Source organism: Rhodospirillales bacterium (genome assembly GCA_016710335.1).
GTDB lineage: Bacteria > Pseudomonadota > Alphaproteobacteria > Rhodospirillales > Defluviicoccaceae > JADJXQ01.
Window position 1 is genome coordinate 373,540 of the sequence record JADJXQ010000001.1, and the last position, 26,089, is coordinate 399,628.

Annotated in this window: 21 protein-coding genes and 2 pseudogenes; 8 read left to right on the top strand and 15 right to left on the bottom strand. The window is 66.3% G+C overall.

Features of this window, described 5'->3' with window-relative positions:
- Positions 1-542 precede the first annotated feature (542 nt).
- Positions 543-1,277 (bottom strand): annotated as a pseudogene (gene tcmP / locus IPM60_01700) (three-Cys-motif partner protein TcmP).
- Between the two features lie 303 nt (positions 1,278-1,580).
- Entirely contained in the window at positions 1,581-3,494 is a 1,914-nt protein-coding gene (locus IPM60_01705) for a propionyl-CoA synthetase (protein ID MBK8906652.1), read from the bottom strand.
- Between the two features lie 255 nt (positions 3,495-3,749).
- Here IPM60_01705 and IPM60_01710 point away from each other — a divergent pair, with 255 nt between their 5' ends.
- Positions 3,750-5,396 (top strand): acyl-CoA synthetase, encoded by a 1,647-nt coding sequence (locus tag IPM60_01710; protein ID MBK8906653.1) that lies wholly within the window; start codon positions 3,750-3,752, stop codon positions 5,394-5,396.
- Between the two features lie 149 nt (positions 5,397-5,545).
- On the opposite strand, the gene IPM60_01715 is transcribed toward IPM60_01710, so the two are convergent.
- On the bottom strand, positions 5,546-5,734 hold the full coding sequence (locus IPM60_01715) for a YdcH family protein (protein MBK8906654.1): 189 nt from the start codon (positions 5,732-5,734) through the stop codon (positions 5,546-5,548).
- A gap of 262 nt (positions 5,735-5,996) precedes the next feature.
- On the opposite strand from IPM60_01715, the gene IPM60_01720 reads away from it, so the two are divergent.
- Both IPM60_01720 and IPM60_01725 read left to right on the top strand, forming a co-directional pair.
- Positions 5,997-6,392 (top strand): hypothetical protein, encoded by a 396-nt coding sequence (locus IPM60_01720; protein MBK8906655.1) that lies wholly within the window; start codon positions 5,997-5,999, stop codon positions 6,390-6,392.
- A gap of 26 nt (positions 6,393-6,418) precedes the next feature.
- Entirely contained in the window at positions 6,419-6,664 is a 246-nt protein-coding gene (locus IPM60_01725) for a hypothetical protein (GenBank protein ID MBK8906656.1), read from the top strand.
- A 25-nt stretch (positions 6,665-6,689) separates the two neighbouring features.
- On the opposite strand, the gene IPM60_01730 is transcribed toward IPM60_01725, so the two are convergent.
- The 6 genes from IPM60_01730 to IPM60_01755 form a co-directional block, all read right to left on the bottom strand.
- On the bottom strand, positions 6,690-7,436 hold the full coding sequence (locus IPM60_01730; GenBank protein MBK8906657.1) for a universal stress protein: 747 nt from the start codon (positions 7,434-7,436) through the stop codon (positions 6,690-6,692).
- Positions 7,437-7,580: 144 nt separating this feature from the next.
- On the bottom strand, positions 7,581-8,021 hold the full coding sequence (locus tag IPM60_01735; GenBank protein MBK8906658.1) for a type II toxin-antitoxin system RatA family toxin: 441 nt from the start codon (positions 8,019-8,021) through the stop codon (positions 7,581-7,583).
- Positions 8,022-8,038: 17 nt separating this feature from the next.
- Positions 8,039-9,133, bottom strand: a complete 1,095-nt coding sequence (gene mtnA / locus IPM60_01740) for an S-methyl-5-thioribose-1-phosphate isomerase (GenBank protein MBK8906659.1) — start codon at positions 9,131-9,133, stop codon at positions 8,039-8,041.
- Positions 9,134-9,139: 6 nt separating this feature from the next.
- Positions 9,140-10,036 carry an S-methyl-5'-thioadenosine phosphorylase gene (locus IPM60_01745; GenBank protein ID MBK8906660.1) on the bottom strand — a complete coding sequence of 299 codons (897 nt, stop codon included), beginning with the start codon at positions 10,034-10,036 and terminating at the stop codon, positions 9,140-9,142.
- Positions 10,037-10,242: 206 nt separating this feature from the next.
- The gene (locus IPM60_01750; GenBank protein ID MBK8906661.1) at positions 10,243-10,950 is read right to left on the bottom strand and encodes a VTT domain-containing protein; all 708 of its coding nucleotides are present in this window, start codon (positions 10,948-10,950) and stop codon (positions 10,243-10,245) included.
- A gap of 43 nt (positions 10,951-10,993) precedes the next feature.
- Complete coding sequence (locus tag IPM60_01755; GenBank protein MBK8906662.1) at positions 10,994-11,713, bottom strand: glycosyltransferase family 2 protein; 720 nt, start codon at positions 11,711-11,713, stop codon at positions 10,994-10,996.
- A 96-nt stretch (positions 11,714-11,809) separates the two neighbouring features.
- On the opposite strand from IPM60_01755, the gene IPM60_01760 reads away from it, so the two are divergent.
- Both IPM60_01760 and IPM60_01765 read left to right on the top strand, forming a co-directional pair.
- Positions 11,810-12,865 (top strand): GGDEF domain-containing protein, encoded by a 1,056-nt coding sequence (locus tag IPM60_01760; protein MBK8906663.1) that lies wholly within the window; start codon positions 11,810-11,812, stop codon positions 12,863-12,865.
- 270 nt (positions 12,866-13,135) lie between these two features.
- Positions 13,136-14,404, top strand: a complete 1,269-nt coding sequence (locus IPM60_01765) for a PAS domain-containing sensor histidine kinase (GenBank protein MBK8906664.1) — start codon at positions 13,136-13,138, stop codon at positions 14,402-14,404.
- Between the two features lie 24 nt (positions 14,405-14,428).
- On the opposite strand, the gene IPM60_01770 is transcribed toward IPM60_01765, so the two are convergent.
- The gene (locus IPM60_01770; GenBank protein MBK8906665.1) at positions 14,429-15,109 is read right to left on the bottom strand and encodes a class I SAM-dependent methyltransferase; all 681 of its coding nucleotides are present in this window, start codon (positions 15,107-15,109) and stop codon (positions 14,429-14,431) included.
- Positions 15,110-15,583: 474 nt separating this feature from the next.
- Between IPM60_01770 and IPM60_01775 the strand changes: the two genes are divergently transcribed.
- From IPM60_01775 to IPM60_01785, 3 genes are all read left to right on the top strand, one after another.
- Positions 15,584-17,242 carry a type I secretion system permease/ATPase gene (locus IPM60_01775; GenBank protein ID MBK8906666.1) on the top strand — a complete coding sequence of 553 codons (1,659 nt, stop codon included), beginning with the start codon at positions 15,584-15,586 and terminating at the stop codon, positions 17,240-17,242.
- A gap of 77 nt (positions 17,243-17,319) precedes the next feature.
- A complete protein-coding gene (locus IPM60_01780) occupies positions 17,320-18,759 on the top strand; it encodes an HlyD family type I secretion periplasmic adaptor subunit (protein ID MBK8906667.1) in 1,440 nt (479 codons plus the stop codon).
- Positions 18,760-18,780: 21 nt separating this feature from the next.
- The gene (locus tag IPM60_01785) at positions 18,781-19,527 is read left to right on the top strand and encodes a sel1 repeat family protein (protein ID MBK8906668.1); all 747 of its coding nucleotides are present in this window, start codon (positions 18,781-18,783) and stop codon (positions 19,525-19,527) included.
- A gap of 34 nt (positions 19,528-19,561) precedes the next feature.
- Here IPM60_01785 and IPM60_01790 read toward each other — a convergent pair whose 3' ends face one another.
- From IPM60_01790 to IPM60_01810, 5 genes and pseudogenes are all read right to left on the bottom strand, one after another.
- Positions 19,562-20,788, bottom strand: coding sequence for a hypothetical protein (locus IPM60_01790; protein MBK8906669.1), 1,227 nt, complete (start codon positions 20,786-20,788; stop codon positions 19,562-19,564).
- A gap of 101 nt (positions 20,789-20,889) precedes the next feature.
- Entirely contained in the window at positions 20,890-21,861 is a 972-nt protein-coding gene (locus IPM60_01795) for a hypothetical protein (protein ID MBK8906670.1), read from the bottom strand.
- Between the two features lie 217 nt (positions 21,862-22,078).
- Positions 22,079-22,651: pseudogene (locus tag IPM60_01800) on the bottom strand (FecR domain-containing protein).
- 56 nt (positions 22,652-22,707) lie between these two features.
- Positions 22,708-25,572 (bottom strand): peptidoglycan-binding protein, encoded by a 2,865-nt coding sequence (locus tag IPM60_01805; GenBank protein MBK8906671.1) that lies wholly within the window; start codon positions 25,570-25,572, stop codon positions 22,708-22,710.
- Positions 25,573-25,692: 120 nt separating this feature from the next.
- Positions 25,693-25,839 (bottom strand): hypothetical protein, encoded by a 147-nt coding sequence (locus IPM60_01810; protein ID MBK8906672.1) that lies wholly within the window; start codon positions 25,837-25,839, stop codon positions 25,693-25,695.
- Between the last annotated feature and the right edge of the window lie 250 nt (positions 25,840-26,089).

Consider the following 26,089-nt stretch of genomic DNA (forward strand, 5'->3'; position numbering starts at 1 on the left):
GGCGGCCGGGGGGGGGGGGGGGGGGGGGCGGGGGGGGGGGGGGGGGGGGGGGCGGGGGGGGGGGGGGCCCCCCCCGGGGGGGGGGGGGGGGCCGGGGGGGGGGGGGGGCCCCGGGGGGGGCGGGCGGGGGGGGGGGGGGGGGGGGGGGCCGGGGGGGGGGGGCCCCGGGGGGGGGGGGGGGCCCGGGCGGGGGGGGGCGGCCCGGGGGGGGCGCGGGCGGGCGGCCGGGGGGGGGGGGGGGGGCGGGGGGGCCGGGGGGGGGGGGCCGGGGCCGGGGGGGGGGGGGGGCCCCGGGGGCGGGGGGGGGGGGGGCCGGGGGGTGTGGGGGGGGAGGCCCGCGGGGGGGGCGGGGGGGGGGGCGGGGGGGGCCCCCGCCGGGGGGGCCCGGTTTCCCCGGGGGCGGGGGGCCCGGGGGGCCCCCAGGAAGGGGGGGGGGGGGGGGGGGGCGCCCGGGGGGGGGGGGGCCGGGGGGGGGGGGGGGCGGGCCCCGCGGGGCCGGGGGGGGCCCGGGGGGGCGGGCCGGGGGCGGGCCCAACTAGGGGCTTATGGGACGTGCGCCTGCCGCTCGAAGTTTTGAATGTAAACGGCAGCACGTAGGTGCCGCCGAGCGCTTTGATCTCGGCGGCGAGTTTTTCCAGAATCAGCGCTTCACGCAGCTCAGGCGACAGGTTGGGCAGGCGCTCCCTCAGCGCATCCGCCCGCTCCTTACCGAACAGCGCATCCATATGGCCAGCCACGGCCTGGTTTCCGATCCCAGCATTGATCCGGTTGTAGTTGAAGAAGAAAGCACAATCGCAGCCCCAGTCCTTAATTACGCCCTTTATGATTTTCAGTGACAACCCCTTGTACCCGAAGGGATCGATGAATGAGAACGACGGAATGAGTTTCGTTTGGTTGAAATACTTCTCCGCCTCCTCATCGATCTCCCCGCAGGACACGACCGGCTTGTGCTTCAGATTGCAGATGCCAGGTAACTTGTCGATTTCCGTTTGGAGCGTGGACTTATTGTTACTATCCGAGTCATTCAGCAGCGCAACGAGCATCGATGCGAGCTTGGGATTGGTGATGGCGTGCTGGAGTACCAAGAGCGGCGTTGAGGCCGCGCCGTCTTTATATCGGCCTGGCCCTGCATACAGGTCAATGTACGCAATTCGGCCAGGGCCCTTTTGCGCCATCGGCATGATAACCTTGGCTCAGGCATAAAAGTACTTTTCCACTATGCGGGCTTTAACTTCCGACTGATCCGTCCTCTCATCAAAAAACTTGGCGGTTTTCATCAGTGCCCCCGGTTCTCCGGGAGAGACTAGAACCAAAAATGAACAAAAGCAATGGTGCTATTTTGCGCTGCTGCCGAGGGCCACGCCAGAAGGGCGTTAGCCTGGTGACGTATTGGTCAAATTATCAGAAGTGGGAAAGGGCAACCTTGTGTTCTGCCAAGCCCCGAGCAAGGAGCACCCCCATGCCACAGCGCGTGAAACCCATGCGTCGGAATACGCCTCCGGCTATTCCGGCGTGCGGAGATGGAAAGCAAAACGGGGGGCCAGAGCCCCCCGCCGGTCCGTCGGGACGGAAACGAAGTGTCAGGCGCTCTTGCGGGAGTCGGAGTAGCCGATGCCTTCGAGGGCTACCTTGATCTCGTCGAGGATGGCCGGATCGTCGATGGTGGCCGGCATTTTCCACGGCTGGTTGTCGGCGATCTTCTGCATGGTGCCGCGGAGGATCTTGCCGGAACGGGTCTTCGGCAGCCGGTCGACGACGACCGCCTGCTTGAACGCGGCCACGGCCCCGATCTGGTCGCGGACCATCTGCACCAGTTCCTTGACGATTTCGGCCTCGGTCCGGTCGACGCCGGCCTTGAGGCAGACGAAGCCCACCGGCAACTGGCCCTTGAACGAGTCGGCGACGCCGACCACGGCGCATTCGGCGACGTCCGGATGCTTGGCCAGAACCTCTTCCATGCCGCCGGTGGAGAGGCGATGGCCGGCAACGTTGATGACGTCGTCGGTGCGCGCCATGATGTAGACGTAGCCGTCCTCGTCCATGTATCCGGCGTCGGCAGTGGCGTAGTAGCCCGGATATTCGTCAAGGTAGGAGCGCTTGTAGCGCTCGTCGTTGTTGTAGAGGGTCGGCAGCGCCCCCGGCGGCAGCGGCAGCTTGACGCAGATGGCGCCGATCTCGCCTGCCTTGGCCTCCTTGTGCTGCTCGTCGAGCACGTGGACGTCCCATCCGGGAACCGGAACCGTCGGCGAGCCCGGCTTCACCGGCAGCGGCTCGAGTCCCATGCAGTTGGCGGCAATCGCCCAGCCGGTCTCGGTCTGCCACCAGTGGTCGATGACCGGGCGGTCGAGAGCCTTCATCGCCCATTCCAAAGTGTCGGGATCCGTGCGTTCGCCTGCGAGGAACAGCGCCTCGAACTTGCTGAGGTCGTAGTTCTGCATCAACTGCGCCTTGGGATCCTCGCGCTTGATGGCGCGGAATGCCGTCGGCGCGGTGAACAGCACCTTGACGCCGTGCTGGGCGATCAGCCGCCAGAACGCGCCGGCGTCGGGCGTGCCGACCGGCTTGCCCTCGTAGAACACCGTGGTGTTCCCGTTGAACAGCGGCGCGTAGACGATATAGGAGTGGCCCACGACCCAGCCGACGTCAGACGCTGCCCAGAACACGTCGCCCGGCTCGACGTTGTAGATATTCTTCATCGTCCACTTGAGCGCGACCATGTGGCCGCCGTTGTCGCGAACGACGCCCTTCGGCTCGCCGGTGGTGCCAGACGTGTAGAGAATGTAAAGGGGATCGGTCGCCGCGACCGGCACGCACTCGGCCGGCTCCGCCTTCGCCGCTTCGGCGGCCCAGTCCAGATCATAGCCGGGCTTGAGCTCGGCCACGTGTTGCGGCCGTTGCAGGATGATCGTCTTCTCGGGCTTGGAATCCGACAGGTTGATGGCGCCGTCGAGCAGCCCCTTGTAAGGGATGACCCGGTTGACCTCGATGCCGCAGGACGCCGAGACGATGACCTTCGGCTTCGCGTCGTTGATGCGCACAGCCAACTCGTTGGACGCGAACCCGCCGAACACCACCGAGTGCACGGCGCCAATGCGCGCGCACGCCAGCATGGCGATGGCGGCTTCCGGAACCATCGGCATGTAAACGATGACCCGGTCGCCCTTCTCGACGCCCTGGGCCTTGAGGAGGCCGGCGAACCTGGCGACCTCGTCCCGCAGTTCGCGGTAGGTGTACTTCTTGACGGTGTTGCCGGTGACCGGGCTGTCGTAGATCAGCGCCAAGCGGTCGCCGTTGCCTTCGTCCACGTGGCGGTCGAGGGCGTTGTAGCAGGTGTTGCAGACCGCGCCGGCGAACCACCGATAGAACGGCTTGTTGGAATCGTCGAAGACCTTGTCCCACTTCTTGATCCAGACGATGTCCTCCGCGACCTTGCCCCAGTACCCTTCCGGGTCGTTGATCGATTGATCGTAGGCTTTGCGATACTCTCCGCTCATAGGCGTCCTCCCAAGTCTCTTAGATGCCAGCCCGTGGTTGCCGAGCGGCTCGAGGTGTTGTTACCGCCGCGACCTTGAGGGTCAAGCGTTACAGCATTCTGTTCCAAACGTAGCGAATTGTATCCGCCGCCGCACCACCGCGATGCGGTGATCGTCATCCATTTCGCTGTTTTTTGCGGACTCCGAGTATGGCATTGTCCAGCCCGGGCTGCACTTGCGCTGCAGCAAACGGGGACAATGGGGGAGGACGCGTCCATGGCCGACACCGGCGCCCAGCCTGATAACGCCTATGAACAGGATCTCGACCGCAGGCTGGCCAACTTCGCCGCGCTGACGCCGCTCGGTTTGATCGAGCGGGCCGCAGCCGTATACCCCGACCGCCCGGCCGTGGTTCACGGCGATCGCAGCTACGTCTGGTCCGAAACGTACGCCCGGTGTCGCCGCCTTGCGAGCGCGCTTGCGCAGCATGGTATCGGCGTCGGCGATACGGTTGCCGTAATGGCTGCCAACACGCCGGAGCTGTACGAGGCGCACTTCGGGGTGCCGATGACCGGCGCGGTGCTCAACGCCCTCAATACCCGGCTCGATGCGGCGAGCATCGCCTTCTGCCTCAACCACGGCGGCGCCAAGGTGCTGATCACCGACCGCGAGTTCGCTCCCATCGTCGCCGCCGCGCTCGAAGAGGTAGAGCGGGAGCTCCTGGTCATCGACATCGACGACGCATTGGCCCGTCAGCGCGGCCCCCGCCTCGGGGCGATGGACTACGAGGCGTTTCTTCAGACCGGCGACCCCGACTTCGCTTGGCAGCCGCCGGACGACGAGTGGCGGGCGATCAGCCTCAACTACACGTCCGGCACCACCGGCAACCCCAAGGGCGTCGTCTATCACCACCGCGGCGCGTACCTGCTCGCGCTTGGCAACATCGTGTCGTGGGAGATGGCGCACCATCCCGTTTATCTGTGGACGCTGCCGATGTTCCACTGCAACGGATGGTGCTTCCCATGGACCCTGGCGGCCGTCGCCGGCACCAGCGTCTGCCTCCGCGCCGTCACCGGCAAGGCGATCTTTGACGCCATCGCCGACCAGGGCGTCACCCACTTCTGCGGCGCGCCGATCGTCCTCGGCATGGTCATCGGCGCTCCTGCCGGCGAACGGCGACCCTTCGAGCAAACGGTCCGCGTCATGACCGCCGCCGCGCCGCCACCGGCCTCGACCCTGGCGGCAATGGAGCGCGAGGGCTTCCGTGTGACCCATGTCTACGGCCTCACCGAGGTCTACGGGCCGGCGGTGGTCTGTGCGTGGAAGTCGGAGTGGAACGACCTGCCGATCGAGGAACAAGCCGACCTGAAATCGCGCCAGGGGGTGCGCTATCCGGTGCTCGAGGGACTGGAAGTCATGGACCCGGAGACGATGACGCCGGTGCCGGCGGACGGGACGACCATCGGCGAGGTGATGTTCCGGGGCAACGTGGTCATGCGCGGCTACCTCAAGAACCCGGCCGCCACCAAAGAAGCCTTCGCCGGCGGCTGGTTCCATTCCGGCGATCTGGGCGTCCGCCATCCGGACGGCTACATCCAACTCAAAGACCGCTCCAAGGACATCATCATTTCAGGCGGAGAAAACATCTCGTCCATCGAGGTGGAGGACGTCCTCTACCGGCACCCCGCGGTCTTGGCTGTCGCCGTCGTGGCCAAGCCGGACGACACGTGGGGCGAGACGCCGTGCGCCTTCGTGGAACTGCGGCCCGGGGCGGCAGAGGTGAGCGCCGACGACATCATCGCCTTCTGCCGCGCCAACCTCGCCCGCTACAAGTGCCCGCGCCACGTGGTGTTCTGCGAACTGCCGAAGACGTCGACCGGCAAAATCCAAAAATTCAAGCTGCGAGACATGGCGCGACAGTAGAGGCGGCGCCTCCAGGCCTTCACTGCGAGGCGGCGGAGTCTGTACAGCAATCCAGATGCAGTAACGACGACCAGCTTTCTGGATCGCCGCGCACCTCTACGGAATGCTCGCAATGATGGCGAGGATCGCCCCGAGCAGCTGAAAATTCGCTAGCTCACAGCGGGTTGGCCGACCTTGGCTTCGAGCCCGGCGATTTCGTCCTTTATGGAGAGTTTCTGTTTCTTGAGCCTGTTGATTTCGATGTCATCGGGATGAGGGCGGTTGTTCTCGACCTCGATTGCCGCTTCGAGAGCACGGTGTTTCGAACGCAGCGACTCAATCCGCTCATCCAGGCTCATGGCTGAATCTCCCTTACGACTCCGACACACACGCAACAAAACTGTATCATACCCCAGCCCTCCGCCGATGCCAATGCCCCGCAACCGGTCCGGAAAGCGCTGGCGGTACTGCTCGCTCGACGGATAGACGGAGCTTGTGCCTCGTGGTGGCGCAATTCCGGTTTCAATCTCGGCGTGGATGTGATTTGCTGGACGATATCGCATTGGGATCGAGTTTCGGGACAGAGGCTTGGCCCGCGGGCAACAATCAAGAAGCACCCTGATGCAAACTGTTCTTCTCGCGGCACAACGGGTTGGCGCCGGCAAGACGACCCTTGCAGTCAATCTGGCTGTCTGCGCCCACAACGCCATGGTCGTTGACCTCGATCGCCAACAGGCGGCCGTGGATTGGCGGCAGCGTCGCGAGCAGGACTGGCCCATGGTCTTCGGCGCGCGTGAAGACGAGTTCCTGGATCTTGTCGACCACGCTCAAGCGCAGAACGTCGACTGGCTGTTCATCGACACGGCGACACACGTCGGCGCCGACGTGCTGGGGTTCCTCCTGCAATATGCGACCACGACCCTCATCCCAAGCCGCCCCGGCCTGCTCGACATCTGCGCCGCGGCAGCACCGCCCGCATCGTGCGCGGCGAGGGCGCGACCGGCGCCCTGGTGCTGAACGGCATACCACCGCAGTCCGGTCGCATGACCGAAACGCTGGTGCGCGAGGCGGTGATCGAGGCCAACCGATACGGTGTGCCGGTCTGCGAACGAATGGTCGCGCAACGCACCGATCTGCAGCGAAGCCTGCATGCCGGTGAAGGTGTCACGGAAGCCGCCCCCGACAGCAAGGCCGCCGCCGAGATTCGCGCGCTGCTGACGTGGCTCGCCGACCAAAGCGCAGGCGAAGGCGCCAGTTCGGCCGCCGCGCCGGCACCGCTGCGGCTGTAGACGCCGAACCGGATTCGACGGAACCTCAGGACGAGATCAGCAACGGTGTCGTCATGTTGTCGAGAATGGCGCCGGTGAGGCTGCGGCGGCTCCAGCCGCGGCTGCCGCTTTCGCCGGCGGCGCCGATGACGGCGAGGTCGGTCGAGGTGTCCGCCAGGTAGGACAGGAACGCATCGGCCGGCTCGATCTGATCGCGATCGACGGTGATGCGGTCGTTCGTCGCGCTGATTCCGTGCGCGCTCAGATAGACGCCGATGTCGGCCAGGCCGGGCGGCATGGCCGGGCGTTCCTCCTCGCCGGGGCTCAGCGACAGCACCGTGACATGGTCGGCGTCGACAAGGATTGGCAGCGCATCCTGAACCGTGCGCGCCGCCTCTCGGCTTCCGTTCCAGGCGATGACCACGCGCCGCCCGAGCGACGGAAAGCGGCCGGCATAGGGGATGATCAGCACCGGCCGACCCGACCGCGTTACCACCTGCTCCACCAGATTGTCCGGCACGCTGCCGCCGCTCCGATCCGGATCACGCTGGCCAACGATTGTCATGTCGCAATGGCGGGACGCGACGATGATGGCGTTGTTGGTCTCCGGATAGCGGTTGGCAAGAAATTCGAAGTACGCGACCGGCACATTCGCCGCCGCGGCGCTCTTGCGAAGCGCGCCTTTGACGGTATCGCCGATGTCCGGTGCAGCGCGACGGTCCGTTCCGGTGACGGCGAAGAAACCGATGAGGGTGGAGCCGAGACGCTGCGCCAGCCCTACTGCAGCTTCCACGCGTGCATCAACGGTCGGGGTATCGTCGAGATGAACGAAAAGCCTTTTGACTGCCATCGGCGATCGCCCTGCCGTCATCCTGCCTGGACCACTTTGATAGCGGCATCGCCGTCGACAGGGAAACGAAAAACGCGCGCCTCCCGCTCAGGGTCGGCGGCCGAGGTGTCCGGCGGCGGCCCGGCGCTCAAACGAGTCGATCATTTTCTCTGCGGTCTCCGGAAGGACAAGATCGATCGCCTTCTGCAGAATGCGGGAGCGCACCTCCCATCGCAACGCGATGCCGACCCGGCAGCCCTCCGCGGCCGAATCCAGGTCCCAGCGGATGAAAAAGTTGCGAAAGAGGCGGTCTGTCGATGTCACCTCGATCAACGTCGGTCGCACAAGGACGGTCTTGGTGCGGAAGCGCTCGCGGACCGGCCCGAAGCCGACCATCTGCTCGGTGGCATAGGTGTTGCCGTCCCGCCCGATGATGCGCGCGCACTTCCACAGGGGCAGAAATTCCGGATAGCGTTCGACGTCGGCGACGAGATCGAAGATCACCTCCTGCGGCTGCTTGATGCTTCGACTGGCGGTGTAAACGGTCATGCCACGCTTCCCCCCGCTCAACGCTTCTCAGGGTAAAGGCTCCGCAGCGCCTGCTCCGTCGCCGGGCAGACGCCGCGTTCGGTGATCAGTCCGGTGACGAGACGCGCCGGCGTCACATCGAAAGCATAGTTGGCAGCCGCCGACCCAGTCGGCGTCACAGTGACCGATCGAATGCGGCCGTCGTCGCCGAGCCCCGTCATCCGCGTCACTTCGTCCGCGTCCCGTTGTTCGATGGGGATCTCCCTGATCCCGTCGACCAGGGTCCAGTCGATGGTCGGGCCGGGGAGGGCGACGTAGAACGGCACGCCGGTATCGTTCGCCGCCAAAGCTTTCAGGTAGGTGCCGACCTTGTTGCACACGTCCCCGGAGCGGGTGGTGCGGTCGGTTCCGGTGATGCACAGATCCACCAGCCCGTGCTGCATCAGATGGCCCCCGGCGTTGTCGACGATAACGGTGTGGGGCACGCCGTGTCGGCCAAGCTCCCAGGCGGTCAGGCTGGCGCCCTGGTTGCGCGGGCGGGTCTCGTCGGCCCAGACGTGAACCGGAATCCCGGCGTCGCAGGCCTTGTACACCGGCGCCAACGCCGTGCCCCAGTCGACAGTGGCCAGCCAGCCGGCGTTGCAGTGGGTGAGCACGTTGACCCGGCCGTCGCGGCCCTTCGCGTCCCAGAGGGCGCGCAACACGCCCAAACCGTGATCGCCGATGGCGGCGTTCATCGCCACATCCTCATCGCAGATCTCGGCCGCACGGCGATAGGCGGCCTCGAGGCGACGCTCCGGCGGCAACTGGCGCAGCACGGTTATCATCTCGTCCAGCGCCCAGCGCAGGTTGATTGCCGTCGGCCGGGTGGCGAGCAGCGTCTCGTATCCCCGGCCGAGCGCCGCATCCGAGGCATCGGCTCGGACTTGCAGGCAGAGGCCGTAGGCGGCGGTGGCGCCGATCAGAGGCGCGCCCCGCACCATCATGGTCGCGATCGCCCGGGTCGCGTCGGCGATGGTTGCGAGGCGGGCAGTGACGAATTCGTGGGGCAACCGGGTCTGGTCGATGATCTCGACCGACCAGCCGTCCTCCGCCAGCCAGATCGACCGGTAGTGCCTGCCGTCGACCTTCATAACGGTCTACCTCAGCACCCGCCCCGCCACGGCGTCGAGCCTGGCGACCAGTTCCGGATCCCGCGCCCCGGTGGCAGTGATGATGGCGGTGGCGAGAGCCGTGTGGCACCCGTGTTCGCAACGCTCCGTGCGTCCGGCCAGCCGGGGCGCCAACTGCCCGACGAGGGAGCGGCCCTTGGTGGCGTTGTCCATCAGCACCTTGATGATGGCGTCCACCGTCACATGGTCGTGGTCCGGATGCCAGCAATCGTAGTCGGTGACCATGGCGACCGTTGCGTAGCACATCTCCGCCTCGCGGGCGAGCTTGGCTTCCGGCATGTTGGTCATGCCGATCACATCGCATCCCCACGCGCGATAGAGCCTGGATTCGGCAAGGGTGGAGAATTGTGGGCCTTCCATGACCAGATAGGTGCCGCCGCGCACGCATTTGATGCCGAGGTCCCGGAGCGCCGCCTCCAAAGCATCGCCCAGCCGGCCGCACACGGGATGGCCGAAGGCGATGTGGGCAACCAGGCCGGCGCCGAAAAAGCTCTTGGCGCGGGCAAAGGTGCGGTCGATGAACTGATCGACGACGACGAACGTGCCCGGATCCAGCTCTTCCCGGAGCGAGCCGCAGGCCGACAGCGAAATGATCTCGGTCACCCCGGCCCTCTTGAGGACGTCGATGTTGGCGCGACTGTTGAGTTCGCTCGGAGGAATGGGGTGGCCGCGGCCGTGGCGCGGCAGAAACACCATCTTCACGCCGGCGAGAACCCCGACCAGCAATTGATCCGACGGCGCTCCGAAAGGGGACCCCGCCGACACCCACCGGGCGTCCTCCAGGCCGTCGATTTCGTAGATGCCACTGCCGCCGATCACCCCGATCACCGGCGGCGTGCCGACGGGATCCCCCGCTGTGTGCATGAATCGCCTCCTGCGACTGGCGCCGAACGCGGCGATGCGGCGCCGGGGCCCAGTTTGCAGTTGTGGTTTGACGGCGTAGTTTTGCAGTTGTAGATCGGAATAGCCACAGGCGTATTCCGACGCACTCCGGCTCATGACGTCGACGGGCAAGCGTGCTCAAGCCTGAAGGCTTGCGCCTGAGCCATTTCGTAGCGACAGGCCCGCGGCTATTCCGACATACGCAGAACGTCGACCGCATCGTCGAGCGCCTGCTCGCGGCGGTATTGGCGGCAGAGGTAGACGCCGATGGACGCCGACACCAGGAACAGGGCGATCGCCACCGCGGTGTTGATCATGATTCCCCCCGCCATGATTCCCTCCGCAAGGCCGCTGCCCATCAGCGCGAACACGACGGTTTGCGGCACATAGCCGAGCGCCGAGGCGCTCAGGAACGCCGGCGCCGGCACGCCCGAAACGCCCGCGACAAGGTTGACGACCAGGTTGTTGCCGATCGGCAGCAAGCGCACCGCAAGGGTCATCAGGAAAGGGCGGGTACAGAGGAAGCGATCGATCTTCGCGAGGCGCCGGGAGTAACGCTTCATGACGAAGGCGCGCCCGAAGAAGCGCCCATAGGAGAAAGCGAGGGCACAACCGGCGACGGTCGCCAACACGGTCAGGCCGGAGCCGATGGCGACGCCGAAGGCATAGCCGGCTACATAGGCGACGGCTTGGCGGGACAGACCTGCGCCGGTGATCAGCGTGCCGGCGGCGACGAACATAAGGCTTCCCATCAGCCCACGGCCGCGCACTTCCGCATCGATCCACGCTGTGAGAGCGTCCAGCCCACCGTCGAGGCCGGCGCCGCGGATCAGGATGGTGACGAGGGCGAGGGCAGCGATGGCGCCGAGGCCGCGGGCGATGGCGCCTGTGCTCACGGCGATACCGTCGCCGCCGAGACTCCAACCATCGCCGCCGTCATCATGGCTCGCGACGGACGGCGCAAAGGTTGGCCCGCCGGCGGAGCCACATCACGCCGAGCAGATCCACAATCCCCACCCACAACCGATCAAAGGTGCCGTACTTGGACCGGCCGCCCGCCCGTGGGCGGTGGTTGACGGGAACCGAGATGACTCGGCCACCCTGCCGCGCCATCAGCGCCGGCAGAAACCGATGCATGTGGTCGAAGCGCGGCATGGCTAGGAATGCCTCGCGCGCAAACACCTTTAGCCCGCAACCGGTGTCGACGGTGTCGTCATGGAGGAGTCGCCGCCGCACGCCATTAGCGATTCGCGACGTCACGCGCTTGATGAGCGTATCCCTGCGATCCATGCGCAAGCCCGCAACCATGACGGAGTCGTCATCCCCTTCCTGCACGAAGATATCCACGAGCCGCAGGATATCGGCGGGATCGTTCTGGCCATCGCCGTCGAGGGTGGCGATGATCGTGCCGCGCGCAGCTATCACACCGGTGTTGATGCCCGCGCTCTGTCCGGCGCGGCGGGCATGCCGCAGAACGCGTAGACGCGGGCACCGCTCGGCGGCGTCGCGCAGCCGCTGCCGCGTCGCATCGGTACTGCCATCATCCACGAACAGGATCTCGAAGCTTGCAAGTTCCTTGAGGGCTTCGTCGATTTCGGCGACCAGCGTGCCAACCGTTTCGGCCTCATTGAGTACGGGCACCACTACGCTCAGCCGCACCGACGCCACCCCACCGCACTATTGTTTCTCTTTGAGAATCGCGCTTGTAAGTATATCATTAGACGCTACCTGCAGTTGCGACGAGGGGAGAACGCCATGGAGTACAACCAGTCGCCGGAGAAGGCTTCCGAGTGCGCCCACCTGGCCCTCTCGTTGATGGAAGAGCGGGGCATCTCCCCGCAGCCCAAGAATTTCACCCTCTGGTACGCCTATTTCGCGGGCAGCAACCCTGACCTCACACACGCGTTGAACATGCTGCTCGACCAGAACATCGCGTTCAGTGTCGACCGGAATGCCGATCTCTTCAATCAATTCTGTGCCGGAACGGAATACCCGGCTGCGCTGAGCCTGATGGCGGAGCAGGTGGAAACGGAGCTCGAAGCGGTGCTCGGGGTCCTCCAGAACGCCGGCGCGGGCGCCAAGCGTTACGGCAGATCATTGGAAACGGCCTCGGGAGAGCTGGCGCGGAGCCAGCACGCGGGCGCGATGGGACAGATCGTGCACCGCCTCCTCAACGAGACGCGGGCAATGGTGCAACAGAATCGCGCCCTCGAAGTTCGAGTTCGAGAATCGTCCGCGCAGATCAAGACGCTCCGGGACGAGCTGGAATCATCCCGCAAGCACAGCCTGTTCGATCCGCTGACGGAACTGGCGAACCGCAAGCTGTTCGACACGTCTCTCAAGAACGCCATGGAGCAGTCGAAAGACACTGGGAAACCGGTATCGCTGCTGTTCGTCGATGTCGACCATTTCAAATTGTTCAACGACACCCATGGTCATCAAATCGGTGATCAGGTTCTGAAGTTGCTGGCCAAGATCATGCAACACTGCATCCGGGATCTGGACACTGCAGCCCGCTACGGCGGTGAGGAGTTCGCCGTCATTCTCCCGCAGACTGGCTTGGGCGGCGCGCTGGAAGTGGCGCGGCGCATCCGCGATCAGATCGCCAACAAGCCGCTCGTCCACCGCCGGACCGGCGAAAAGCTGGGGCAGATCACCGTGTCGATCGGCGTGTCGCAGATGAAGCCCGGCGAATCGCAGCGGGATTTCGTGGAGCGGGCGGACCAGGCGCTATATGCGGCCAAGCGCACGGGGCGCAACAAGGTCGTGACGGAAGAGACGCTGCAGGACAAGATGGACCTCGCTTCCTGAACGCCTGCCGCCGAGGTACCCGCCCCCTCCCCCTCCGATACGAACAACCCTCGTCGTTGTCGGCGGGCAATGCCGACGCGGCAACCCGGAGACATCTCGGCGAGGCTGCAAGATCCCCGGGACGAGCCACGAAGCCACTGCCGTCGTCGGAACAACTGGTTGCAGCCAGGCACCACTCGCTCCTTGAATGCTCCGTAGCACTCGGCTACGGCTCATCCGTTTGGAGTTCTGCCGGTTTCGGTGAGAAACCGCCGACACAGGGGTGTTGCGATGGGACCGGCTCGCGTCAATGATCGTCAAGCCTATGCGGCGGCCCTCGCTCCCGGGATTTTGGCGCTTGTGGGGGGAGCGATCGTTGGCTCGCTCGACGTGCCGTGGGCGGTGGTGGTCGTCGCTCTGCTGGTCGCCGGAGCGTGGTGGTACTTAAAGCGCCTGCCCTCTCCAGCCGCTCCGGGCGACGTGATCGCAGCAACGCCCGCACCCGGTCTGCCTCAAGACATCATCGAAGCGTTCCCGGAGCCGATCGCGCTGATTGATGGCGCGCGCAAGATCGTCGGCCTCAATCGCGCCGCCCGCAACCTCGTTGGCATGACGCGGCCCGGCCGTGACTTGGCCTTGTCTCTCAGACATCCGGCGATTTTGTCCGCGGTGGACAGGGCGTTCTCCGGCGTGGCGTTCGTCAACGAGGAGATCGTCCTGCCCGTGCCGGTGCCCCGCACGTTCACGCTGCACGCCAGCCGCCTTCCCTCCACCAGCGACTCCGCCCCAGATCCGGCGCGCCCGGCAGTTTTGTTGATGTTGCGCGACGATACGCGCGCCAAGCGAGCCGAACAATCCCGCGCCGATTTCGTCGCCAACGCCAGCCATGAATTGCGCTCGCCGCTGGCGGCGCTGTTGGGGATCATCGAGACCCTGCGCGGACCCGCGAAGCGCGATCCCGAAGCCCAGGCCCATTTCCTCGACATCATGAGGGCGGAGGCGCAGCGCATGGCGCGCCTGATCGAGGATCTGCTGTCATTGTCGCGCGTCGAAATCAATGAGCACGTGCCGCCGCGCGGCCGCGTCAAGATCTGTGAGATCCTGGACGCAGTGGAAGCTACCCTCGCGGTTCGCGCCCATGAGCATGGGATGCGGATCGGCATCGACTGCCCGGAAGACCTGCCGCCCGTGATCGGCGACGCCGATCAATTGACCCAGGTGTTCCACAACCTGGTCGACAACGCGGTCAAGTACGGTGGCGACAGCACATCCATCCAGGTTTCGGTGCGCGCTGTCGACACCTTGCCCAGCGCTGCGGGCGGCGGGCTGGAAATAAGAGTGGAGGACCACGGTCCCGGCATCCCAGACGTTCATCTGCCGCGGGTCACGGAGAGATTCTACCGCGTCGACGCCGGTCGCTCCCGGAAGCTGGGCGGGACCGGCCTCGGGCTCGCGATCGCCAAGCACATCGTCAGCCGCCATCGCGGACACATGCGAATTGAAAGCGCGGAGGGCCGCGGCACCACCGTTGTGGTCCTGCTCCCGACCAAGCCGGTTTAATCCTCCGGGCCGCGCGGTACCGGCTCAGGTGCGGCGGAACAGGTGGACCCGCATCGGCTGGTCGAACTTCCAGCCGTCTTCGGTCTGACGGCCGAGACGCTCGAAATTGTCGCGGATCACGTCCTCGAGCTCGATGAAGCGTTCGCGAACATGTGGGTTGATCGTCGTGATGCGATCATGAAAAGCCTGAAAGCTCTTGATTTTTACGGTGTCAATGTGGGTAAGCACGGTTTCCTGCAGGAGCCCGACCTCCGGCGCGCGCTTCAACGCATCCTGAGCGGCACGACGCACCTGGGTCTCGTCATGCGCCGGTTTCATCACTTCGAAATAGGGGCCCTCGGGCAGTGGTTCGGAGACATAGAGGAGCCCGCCGCGCTTGAGAACGCGCGCAGCTTCCCGAAGCGCCTTACCGAGCGCCGCCGCGTCAACGTGATGGAGGCTGTTGAAGTAGACGACGATATCGGCAGAATGGTTCTTCTCCGGCAAATCCTCCGCAAGGCCCTGGATATAATGCTCGTCGCCGACGGGCGCCGCCAGGCGCGCCCGCGCGAGCTGACGCGGGCTGACTTCGATGCCGGTGACGTGGGCGCCGTTTCGTGCCAGGAAGCGCGTCATGGCGCCATCGCCGCAACCCACATCGATTACCGTTGCACCTTGAAGCGGCAGCAATTCCGCCATGACCTCCACGCTGGTTCGTGCTTGCATGATCACCTTGTTTCCGCAGTCCTGATCACCGGCCGCCGATCCGCGGCCCGCCTGAAACCGTTGTAGCGGATATGGGCCACCACGGAAACATGTGAAGAGGCGTGGCGCAGGACGTTAGGCGCGCGGTTGATCTCTGCGCGGCTAGTGCTGTTCGGCCATGACGCCATAGTCATAAATCCGCCATGGTCATCTGCAACACATGGCTAACACGGTCGCAGGCCGGGCCGCCGCGGCAGAGGCAGACGGTCTCTGCTTGAAGTTGTTCCCATTACACGTGGCATGGTTTAGCTTGCCCGCGAGGCGGGTGCCACGGGCCGTGTCCCGAAGCCCGACAACAGCCAGCGAAGATCGTCGTTGAGAGACGCGGGGCGATCTGCGTAGAGCACGAGAAAGGTACTTCAGGTGTCAAATCCCGACAGTGCGGGGAACACGCTGACACGCTCCTTGAGCGCCTGCCGCCGAGCCTTGCTGGCGGTGGGGCTTATCAGTCTTTTCGTCAACATCCTGATGTTGACTGTTCCGCTGTACATGCTCCAGATCTTCGATCGCGTGCTGACCAGCCGCAGCACCGAGACGCTGGTGTTCCTCACCATCGCGGCGGTCGGCGCGCTGATCGTGTTCGGGGTGCTCGACATGCTGCGCAACCACATCATGATCGGTGTGGGGACATGGGTGGAGCACCGGCTTGGCCCGGAAGCGGTCGAGCGCTCGGTCGGGGTCCAGCTCCTGCAGCGCGGGTACGGATCGCAGTCGCTGCGCGACATCGCGCAAGTGCGCCAATTCCTCTCCTCTCCGTCCATCTTCTCCCTGTTCGACGCGCCGTGGGTGCCGATCTATCTGGCGGTGATCTGGCTCCTGCACCCGTTGCTCGGCACCATCGCGCTGATCGCCGCGATCCTGTTGTTCATCCTCGCGCTGGTCAACGAGTTGGCGACGCGCAAAGTGCAGCGCGCCGCCAACGAGAGTTGGGGCACGGCGGTACGCCAAACGGAGTCCGCCCTCCGCAACGCCCATGTCATCGAAGCGATGGGGCTGATGCCGGGCGTGCTTCGTCGCTGGCTCGATGGCAGCCGCGAATCGCTTCGGCTACAACAGCTGACCAGCGAGCGCGGCGGTCTGCTGATCGCCATCTCGAAGTCTATGCGCTTGATCGTGCAGGCGCTGATCCTCGGCGCCGGCGCCTATCTGGTCATTCAGCTGGAGATTTCGCCAGGCACGATGATTGCCGGCTCGATCATCCTGTCCCGCGCGTTGCAGCCGGTCGAGGCCGCAATCGGAACGTGGAAACAGCTTCTAGGGGCGCGAGCCGCCTATACCCGTCTTCGCACCTTCTTCGGGCAGCCGCCGGTTCGTGTCTCCGAAATCCAGCTCCCGACGCCGCAAGGCTACCTCAGCGCCGAGAGCGTGACTTTCATCCCGCCGGGCGGCTCTCGGCCCGCGGTTCTCGGCGTGTCGTTCCGTCTCACGCCCGGCGAGGTCCTTGCCGTGATCGGCCCTTCGGCCGCCGGCAAATCCACCTTGGCCCGCCTCATCGTCGGCTCGTGGAAGCCGTACTCGGGGACGGTGCGCCTCGACGGCGCCGACGTCTTCACGTGGGAGCGCACCGATTTCGGTCAGCACGTGGGCTACATGCCCCAGGAAATCGAGTTGTTCGAGGGGACGGTCGCCGAAAACATCGCCCGGCTCAACGGCGCCGACGAAGACCTGATCGTGGATGCCGCGCAAAAGGCCGGCGCCCACGAGATGATCCTCCGCCTCGCCGATGGATACCGCACCCAGATCGGCGAAAGCGGGTACACGCTCTCGGGAGGGCAGCGTCAACGAATTGCGCTCGCGCGCGCCCTGTTCCGGTCGCCGCGCCTTATCGTGCTCGACGAGCCGAACAGCAACCTGGACAGCGACGGTGAGGACTGCCTGATCCGAGCCATCGAGGAAGCCCGGCGGGGCGGGTCCACCATGGTCCTCGTGGCGCACCGGCCGCGCTTCGTCTCCATGGCGGACAAGGTGCTGGTCCTGCGCGACGGCAGCGTCGAGATGTTCGGACCCCGCGACGAAGTTCTGCCGCGCATTCTGCGTCCGGTGCCGGTTGCCGCCGACCCGCCGAAACCGTCGCTCGGGGCTCCCGGTCGTTGAGGATGGGTCGTATGAAATCGGGAATTTGGGCCACAGACTCTCTCTACATCTGCGGCGGAAGCAACTGAGGACTTTACATGAAATCCGGATCTCGCTCCGACGGATCGACACCGCGCGGCGGTCTGCCGCAGGCATGGAAGGGCGGCGCCGGCGCCACCCTCGGTAGCCAATTCCATCAAAAAAAGGCCGAGCCCCCGCAGACGGCTCCGCCGCGGACGGGTTGGTCGGCCATGCGTCCGCCGGTGGAACGCTCCATCGTCGCCGCGGCGACCGTGATCCTCGTCTTTTTCGCCGGCATCGGCGGTTGGGCCGCACTGGCGCCGCTGGAAAGCGCCGCGGTGGCACCCGGTCAGGTGACGGTGGCCAGTCATCGCAAGACGGTGCAGCACCTAGAGGGCGGCATCATCGGTGATCTTCTTGTCGAAGAAGGCGACGAGGTTGTCGCGGGCGAGGTGCTGCTGCGCCTCGACGAAACGAAGGCGCGGGCGACGGTGTCCCGCCTGCGGGCGCGCTTTGATGTGCTGCTTGCCACCCGCGCGCGCCTGGTGGCGGAGCGAGACGATGTCGAGTTCGTCGATTTCCCCGACGACCTCCTGGATCGTGCCGACGACCCCGACGTGATCGATATCCTGGATGGCCAGTTGTCCATCTTCGAGGCCCGACGGGAAGCCGAGCAGGGCCGGGTCGACATCCTGGACCAGCGGGTGAAGCAGCTCCGCAAGGAAATCGAGGCGCTGGACGCTCAGGTCACTGCCCAAGAGCGCCAGCGCGAGCTCATCCGGAAGGAAGAGAACACAGTCGGCAACCTGGTCAAGAAGGGCCTTGCCGAGATGCCGCGGCTGCTGGCGCTGCAACGAACCCATGCCAGCATTATCGGCAACCTGGGCGAACAGGAGGCCATGATCGCCCGAGCGGAGCAACGCATCGGCGAAACGCGATTGGAAATCCTCGATCTCCGCAACGCCTTCCGCAGCGAGGTGGTCAAGGAGCTGGACACCATCCAGGCGGACATCGTCGACACGGCCGAGCAGTTGACGGCGGCAGATGATGTGGTCAAACGCACCGAAGTCACCTCGCCGCAGTCCGGCAAGGTGGTGAATCTCCGCGTTCACACCACCGGCGGCGTCGTCGCGCCCGGCGAGGCGCTCCTCGACATCGTGCCGCAGGACGATGCTCTAATCGTCGAGGCGCGCATCGACCCGCTCGACATCGACGTGGTCCGCGTCGGCCTGCCGGCCCAGGTCAGCCTGACCTCGTACAAGAGCCGCCATACCCTGCCGCTGCAAGGCACCGTGTCCCATGTCTCCGCCGATGTGTTCGCGGATGAACGGACCGGTGCGCCCTACTATCGCGCCCGCATCGCCATCGATGAAGCGCAGCAGGTGGGACTGGCTCAGCTTGAGATGTATCCCGGCATGCCGGCCCAGGTGATGATCGTCACCGGCAAGCGGACAGGCCTCGACTACGCCATCCAGCCGTTCGCGGAGAGCTTCTCCCGCGCCTTCCGCGAAGAGTAGGTGCTCGCAGAGGTGATAGCCATGCACTCTCCGCGCATTCGGCGCCTGTTCATGGGGGGAGTAGCGGCGCTCCGACTCGCCATCATCGTCGCCATGCTCGGCACTTTGATCGTGGCGTGCTCCAGCGCCACCGTGCAGGAACCGCCGTTCGAACGGGGACTGAGAGCCTTCAAGATCAACGACTACGCAGCGGCCTACGCGGCTTGGGAGCCAGCCGCGCGCGCCGGCGATGCGGAAGCACAGAACGGGCTTGGGTGGCTTTACGCGGGCGGGCTCGGGGTGCGCCGCGATCCGGAAGAGGCAGTGCGCTGGTACCGGGTCGCCGCGGCGCAGGGACAGGGCGGCGCACAGCTCAATCTCGCCAACCACTACTACTACGGCCTCGGCGTCCCCGTCGACAGGGAGCGAGCGGCGGAGTTGTTCCAGTCGGCAGCCGAGAAAGGCTACGCCGAGGCGCAGAACAGCTTGGGGCGCATGCACAAGGCCGGCGAGGGAGTGCCTCGCGACCCGGTGCGAGCCGCAGCCTGGCTCACCCGCGCGGCCGAGCAGGGGTTTCCTCCCGCACAGAACAGCCTCGGGCTGATGTACTTGAAGGGCGAAGGCGTGCCGAAGGACTACCGGCGGGCCTATCTATGGCTGGAATTGGCAGTGCGTCACGGCGTCCCGGGCGCAGAGCACAACCGCGATTTCGTCGGCGCCTTCCTCAACGAGGCAGAAATCAATATGGTACTGGCCGAAGCGGACGCGTGGCGCCGCGCGTCTCCGTAAACGGCATAAGCCCACGCCTGTCACCGCCACCAGTTCACTCCGCCGGCGCGGGTCGTGAACGTTCGACCTTGTGCGTCCCAACCCGGGCGATGTGCTGGGGCGGGCGATAAGCCAGCCACGGCAGGATGCGCCCGATGCCGCGAAAGACGCCGTGCTCGGACATCCACATGGCGTACGCGACATAGGTCGGGTCGGCGGACAAATGGGCCTCCTCGGTTCGGGCCCGCGCCAGATAGATCGCGTTGACGCCCAGCAACAAGAGACAACTGTTGAACGCTGCGACCGGCCCGAGATCAGAAATGAAGGGCACCGAGATCAGCCACCAGCTTATGTTCTTCGCGATGTAGGACGGGTGCTTGGTGAACCGAAACGGCCCGCCGGTGATGATCCCGCGGTGGGTCAGGTTCGAGAACCGCAAGCCGAAGATGACCGCCGAGCTGACCCATACCGTTTGCGCCGCCACGATCAGCCCGCCCCAGACGATCGCCAGAAGGGGCGAGCCCCGGATCCACTCCCGCCAACTGATTGTATCGCCGTAGTGCAGGAAGGCGTTACTGATCGCTGACCAGAATGGCTCATAACAGATCAGCGCGACCACCCAGCCCAGCACAAGGGGGTTGACGGACCGGATGTGGCTGTCGAGCACGCGCAGGGTTACGATGTAGCCGGCGGACACGAAGGCCAGGTTGACGAACAGGGCGAGCGTGATGAGCCATGTCGTCGCTTCGAAGACGTCGACGAGAGCGGCGTCCAACGGATGGCGTCCCAGCCACCGGACCGTCGCCGCGAGCCCCCCGATCATCAGCGGCAGGAAAAACGCCTTGATCAGCCAGCCGAGCGCATACGAAGCAAGCTCCGTCCGATCAAGACCGCGCCAGTATCCCAGGAACAACCGGCCTGCCTGCCAGGTCCCATCCCGGGGACAAGCCATGCGTCGGTCCAGCAACCAGATGTACAGCGGCGCGACGGCAAGGATCGGCGGCACACACAACGCCGCAAGCGAAAAGAACGGCTGATAGTAGTCTTGCCGATATATGGGAAACGCGAAGTACATCGCCGCCACGACGAGCAGGGTGGCATAGAAGCCGACGCACTTTACGGCCACACGCCGCAGGTCGCCTCGGCGTGATCCGCCAACCGGCAGTTGGAGTCCGGCGCTGTCGCGGCCATAGACCTTGAAAATCAGCAGATCGGCGCTGGCGAGCGGAAAGATCACCAGCACCAAGACGCACGCCAACTCGATGCCGATCGGGAGGTTCATGACGGGCGCAGCCAGGGCGCTCGCCCCGACCCCCACTGCGACCGTCAGGCATAAGCCGGTGTGAGTGACCGAGGTTGGACGCTTGCCGCCTTCACTTGTGGTCAACGCCGTGTCCAAGGTCGACGCAGCCGCCGCCACACCGTGCCACAACCTGAGGCTGTGTCAGCCGGAACCGCCCGCACCACCGCCGCCGTCACCACCGCCGCCGCCGCCATCACCACCGGCGCCACCGCCATCGCCACCAGCGCCTCCGGCGCCGCCGCCATCACCACCAGCGCCTCCGGCGCCGCCGCCATCGCCACCGGCGCCGCCAGCGCCGCCGCCATCACCGCCAGCGCCTCCGGCACCGCCGCCATCACCACCAGCGCCTCCGGCACCGCCGCCGTCGCCACCAGCGCCTCCGGCGCCGCCGCCATCACCGCCAGCGCCGCCGCCATCACCGCCAGCGCCGCCGCCATCACCGCCAGCGCCTCCGGCACCTCCGCCATCACCGCCAGCGCCTCCGGCGCCGCCGCCGTCGCCACCAGCGCCGCCACCGGCACCGCCGCCATCACCACCAGCGCCTCCGGCACCGCCGCCGTCGCCACCAGCGCCGCCACCGGCACCGCCGCCATCACCACCAGCGCCTCCGGCACCGCCGCCGTCGCCACCAGCGCCGCCACCGGCACCGCCGCCATCACCACCAGCGCCTCCGGCACCGCCATCGCCACCAGCGCCTCCGGCACCGCCGCCATCACCACCGGCACCAGCGCCTCCACCGGCACCACCTGCACCACCATCACCGCCAGCGCCACCAGCGCCGCCATCGCCACCAGCGCCTCCGGCACCGCCGCCGTCACCACCGGCACCAGCGCCTCCACCGGCACCACCTGCACCACCATCACCGCCAGCGCCACCAGCGCCGCCACCGGCACCACCTGCTCCGCCTCCGGCATCACCGCCAGCGCCTCCGGCATCACCGGCACCAGCGCCTCCGGCACCGCCCGCGCCGCCACCGGCACCGCCAGCGCCTCCGGCACCACCTGCGGCGCCTCCGGCATCACCGCCAGCGCCGCCAGGTCCGCCTGGGCCATCACCGTCGCCGCTGTCGCCGCTGTCGCCGCCGCTATCGCCCCCTCCCGGGCCGCCTCCAGGCGCGCCTCCGGCCGCGGCGGTTTCCAGCTGCTCGATCCAACCGGCTCTGGCTTGCGCCACCGTGTCCGACAGCGCAACCGCAGCGGTCAGAACATCGACCTCCACAGTCTGCCCCGGAAGGACGTGCACCGTGTTCGCCGAACGCAGCGGGACCACCCGGACGGACCCGCGGCTGACGCTCGCGGAGGCCTTCTGTGCGGTGGCGGTCACGTCAAGCGCGCCGCCCGAAACTTCAGCTCGCAACACGGGCGTCGCGATGGCGAACGGCGCCACGGTCGGCGCGTTGATCTTGAAGACAGCGGTGCCGCTCTCGAGCACGATGTCAGCATCGCCCGCGCTGATCCCTCTGCCGCCGGTCACCTTGAGGCGCGTATCGGCTGCCACCGCGATGGTGTTCTGGCCCCGAGTCAGCAACGTCCAGGATCCGGCGCCATTTTCAATGAGGCTTTCGGGCGCCACAACCGCCCCACGGGTGAGGCGCTTTCTGCCCGCGCCCGCAGCCGACTGCAGGGTAGCCTGGCCAACCGTGTCTGCAACCACCCATTGGGAGCTGCGGAATGGTGCAGCAGGAGCCGTAGCGGCCGAAGCGGGCAAATCGAGGACAGACTCGACCGACGTCAGGGCATCACCGTTCGCGTGGCGCAACGCGCCGGAGATCAGGATACCACCCATGAAGACCGCCATGGCCATAGCCGGGCGAAGAATCACGTTCCGTCCGTTAGCGCTCATCTGAGACCAGTCCCTTGTTTTTGTTCACCCTTTGTGCAGACGCCAGCCGTTGTGCTTCACCGCACCGGCGCGAGGCCAAACCGTCTGCAGAAGACGTATTGCCCAAGACTCTCCGCGTAGACCCAGTCCTGCTGTTGGCCCGCACATGCCTGCAGCACGCTGAGCGTGTCGTCACTCTCGGTCCGCGCGTCGTCTGCTGTACCTGCCGGATCCAAACCTGCAGAGGAGCGAGCCAGGGCGGGTCGACGTTCTGTGCCTGGTGATACTCCCGCCTTTTGTTCGAGCGCGACGATCAGCCGATCCGTAACCCGGCCGTACACCGGAAGCCCCTGCGTCTGCTCGAAAGAACGGATGGCAGCCTCGGTGCGTGGGCCGAAATAACCGTCTGCACGACCAGCCCGGTACCCGAGGCGATTCAACAGAAGCTGCGCGGTCTGCACGCTTTCATCGAAGACGAACACCTCGGACGTCGCCGCCTCGACCGGATCGTCGGCTGGAGGCACTGCGGCGACCACGGTCTCGCGCTGGCCGCCTGATGGCTCTACGTCCGGGACGATTGCACCAACAGCCCCCGCTTCCGACGCCGTGGCATCGTCCCGTGTTCCCCGATTGTCGGAAGGCAGCAATGCCGTCCTTTCGGGACTGGAATCCGTCAGCTCCACACCGGCTCGACCGGGGGCGTCGAGCGGCTCGACAGGCACCGTGGCCACTTCTGGCCCTCGTTCCAAATCGGGTACCGCCGTGATTTCGGGCGGCGATACCACGTCAGGCGGTGAAGACGCCTCTGGTTCCGGCTCCGCAGCCGCAGCCGCCTCGGGTGGCGGGGCTGCAGCAGGCGGCGCCGGAACAGGCGGCGACGCCGGTGCAGGGCCGCTCGCGACCGATGGCGCGCCGGACTGCGCATCGACCTCGGGGAGCGGAACGGCGCCAAGTTCGGTCTCGACCCCCCTGCCTGCAACAAGATCAGGGCGGTTGCCGACGGCCTCAGGTATTGATGATCCGCCATCTGTTGCCGGAGTGGGCGTTGCGGGCGCGGGCGCGGGCGCCGGCGGGGGCGCAGGCGCGGGCGCCGCCGGCTCAGCCTCCGGAGGCGACGCCGCCGCCGGGTCCGCGTCCGCTTGGCCTGTGTTACGTGCTGCTCCTGCGGCGATCATGGCGGGCGCTACAGGCTCATCGGCTGGCGCCGAACTTTCCCCTTCCGGCGGTGGCGCAGACAGCGTAGCGCTTGGTCCGACTCCGGCAGGGGCGGCCACCGGACGGCCGCTTCGGCCTTCGCCAGCCGACGGATCCAAGGGCGACGGATCCAAGGGCGACGAGTCCACGGGCGCGGGATCCACAGTGTCGGCGAAAACCGCGGCAGGCGGCGCGTCGGCGTCAGTCACACCGATCCCCACGTCTTTGCCGGAGACATCGGGCTCGACGGGAGCTCCCGGCTCTATGTCACGATCGGACGGCGGGGCCAAATCGACTGCGACCACGCCGGATGTATCCGTGCTCCCGCTCGCATTCGCCGTAGGCGCGTCAGCAGCGGATGAAGACATGTCCGCTGGCGGCAGCTCCGATGAGGTCGTGGGCGGTAAGGTCGCGGGCGGCAAGGTCGCGGCGCGATTGCGCAGGATTTCCTCGACCGTCTGTTCTGCGCGCGCCAGACGCTCGGCGCGGGCACGTTGAGCACTGGCCTCGGACGCCTCAGAGGCAACATCCGGCCCATCCTGCGGGCTGACGTTCGAAGAGGCGGCCCCAACCGCGGCAGGAGCCCCTACCCCCGCCGCCGTCGGCATCTCTACAGACCGGTCGCGAAAAAAAGAGCCGGTGACGCCAACACCGACCCCAAGCACGAAGGCCACAAGCGTCAGCGCAAGAACGATCCGTGAGTAAGACGCTCGGCGCGATGGCGGCGCCTGTTCCTTGGCAGCGGCAACCTCACCGATTTGGACTTCCGGCTCCGGCTTCGGCTCTGGCTCTCGCTTCGGTTCGGCCTGCCGTTTTGGCGCCGCATCCGCCTCCGGTTCCCGAACCGGACGTGCAGTCAAGTCCGGGATTCGCTGTTCATCTCCGCGATCACCCGCCTCCTGCTCCGAATGACCAACCGCGCGAGCGAGGTCTTTCAAGCGCTGCGGCAGGAACACCTCGTGCGCCGCCTGCTTGACCAGCTCTGACATGATGGTTTTCACGCCTTGCTGTTCCGCAAGAGCCAGGACGGCCGGGGCCAGCTGCACGATGCGTCCCGGCGTGCCGCGGCCATAAAACGCGAACTGGTCGAACGCTGCGGGTGTAAACACCTCGAGACCAGGGTAACCGGCAGCCTGCAGGTAGTGGGTGACAAAAATTTCCGTCTCGGACCGCGACATCGGCGACAGATCGACGGCGACATCGGCGCCGGCAGCCATGGCTTCGAAGACCGATGGCTGAAAGGCGTTGCTACGCCGCTTGGCCGCAGTCAAAACCAGGGTGAGTGCATTTGCCGGCACCGTAACGCCCTGCCACCATTGCCAGACGCGATCGAGAATTTCGGGGGCCAACTGGTCGACATCGTCCAGCAACAGCGCATGGCGCTGCGGCGATCCCCGCGCGGAGGCGATTTCAGCCTGGCCGGTCGCCGATCCGTCCCGGAACACGCCCGTAGCCTGGATCAGGCCCCAGACGTCATCGATCGACGTGGAGGTGTGGCATTCAAATCTGCGCCCGCCATTGCCAACGGCGACCCCCCGCCCGGCAAGGTCTTTGACAAGGCCGTTGAGCAGCGTCGTCTTGCCTGCGCCTGCGCTTCCCGTGCACAACGCCGTCTTCGCACCCCGCTCCACAGCCGCGGCCACGGCCGCGAATGCGTTGAGCCGGGTCGGGTCGAGATGCAGGAATTTCGCGTCGGAACTCCTCCCTGCGCGCGGCGATCTGTCGCGGTCAATGTGCTGCAGAACCATCAGCGGCCTCCACGCAGTCGGGCCCTTAATCCGGCCCCGTGCGGCGTCCTCCTGCTGCAACGCCGGAAGATACAACATGATGGGTCGGCGATTTTTGACGCATATGCACCAGCGGGCTCGTCAAGCGGCAGTTCCGCCGGCCTCGCGGCGCGCCCTCTTCCGCCCATGGATGCGCGCCTCCTGCTCCGCCGGGTGGCCGTGGTCGAAGTCCGTGCGCGTTCGGCGGACCGAGCCCATTGCGAAGGCGCTTCCATAGCTGTCACGCATCCGCAAGTTTTCCGTTGGAAGTTTCCGGATCGACCAGGAATGTCGCGCTTGCTCCCCATGTTCAGAATCGAACCCGCCGTCTGCGGACGTGCAGTCGACAGATCTCGCTTCTATACCCGTCGATGTCCCTTCGCTTATTCTTCGCCGCCCAGCGTTGCACGCGAGGCTTATGACAACATATGATAGCGTTAACGACCTCTTGATACAACCGTTTCTGCGCCACCCGTGTTGCGAGCACGTTTCCGCCGGG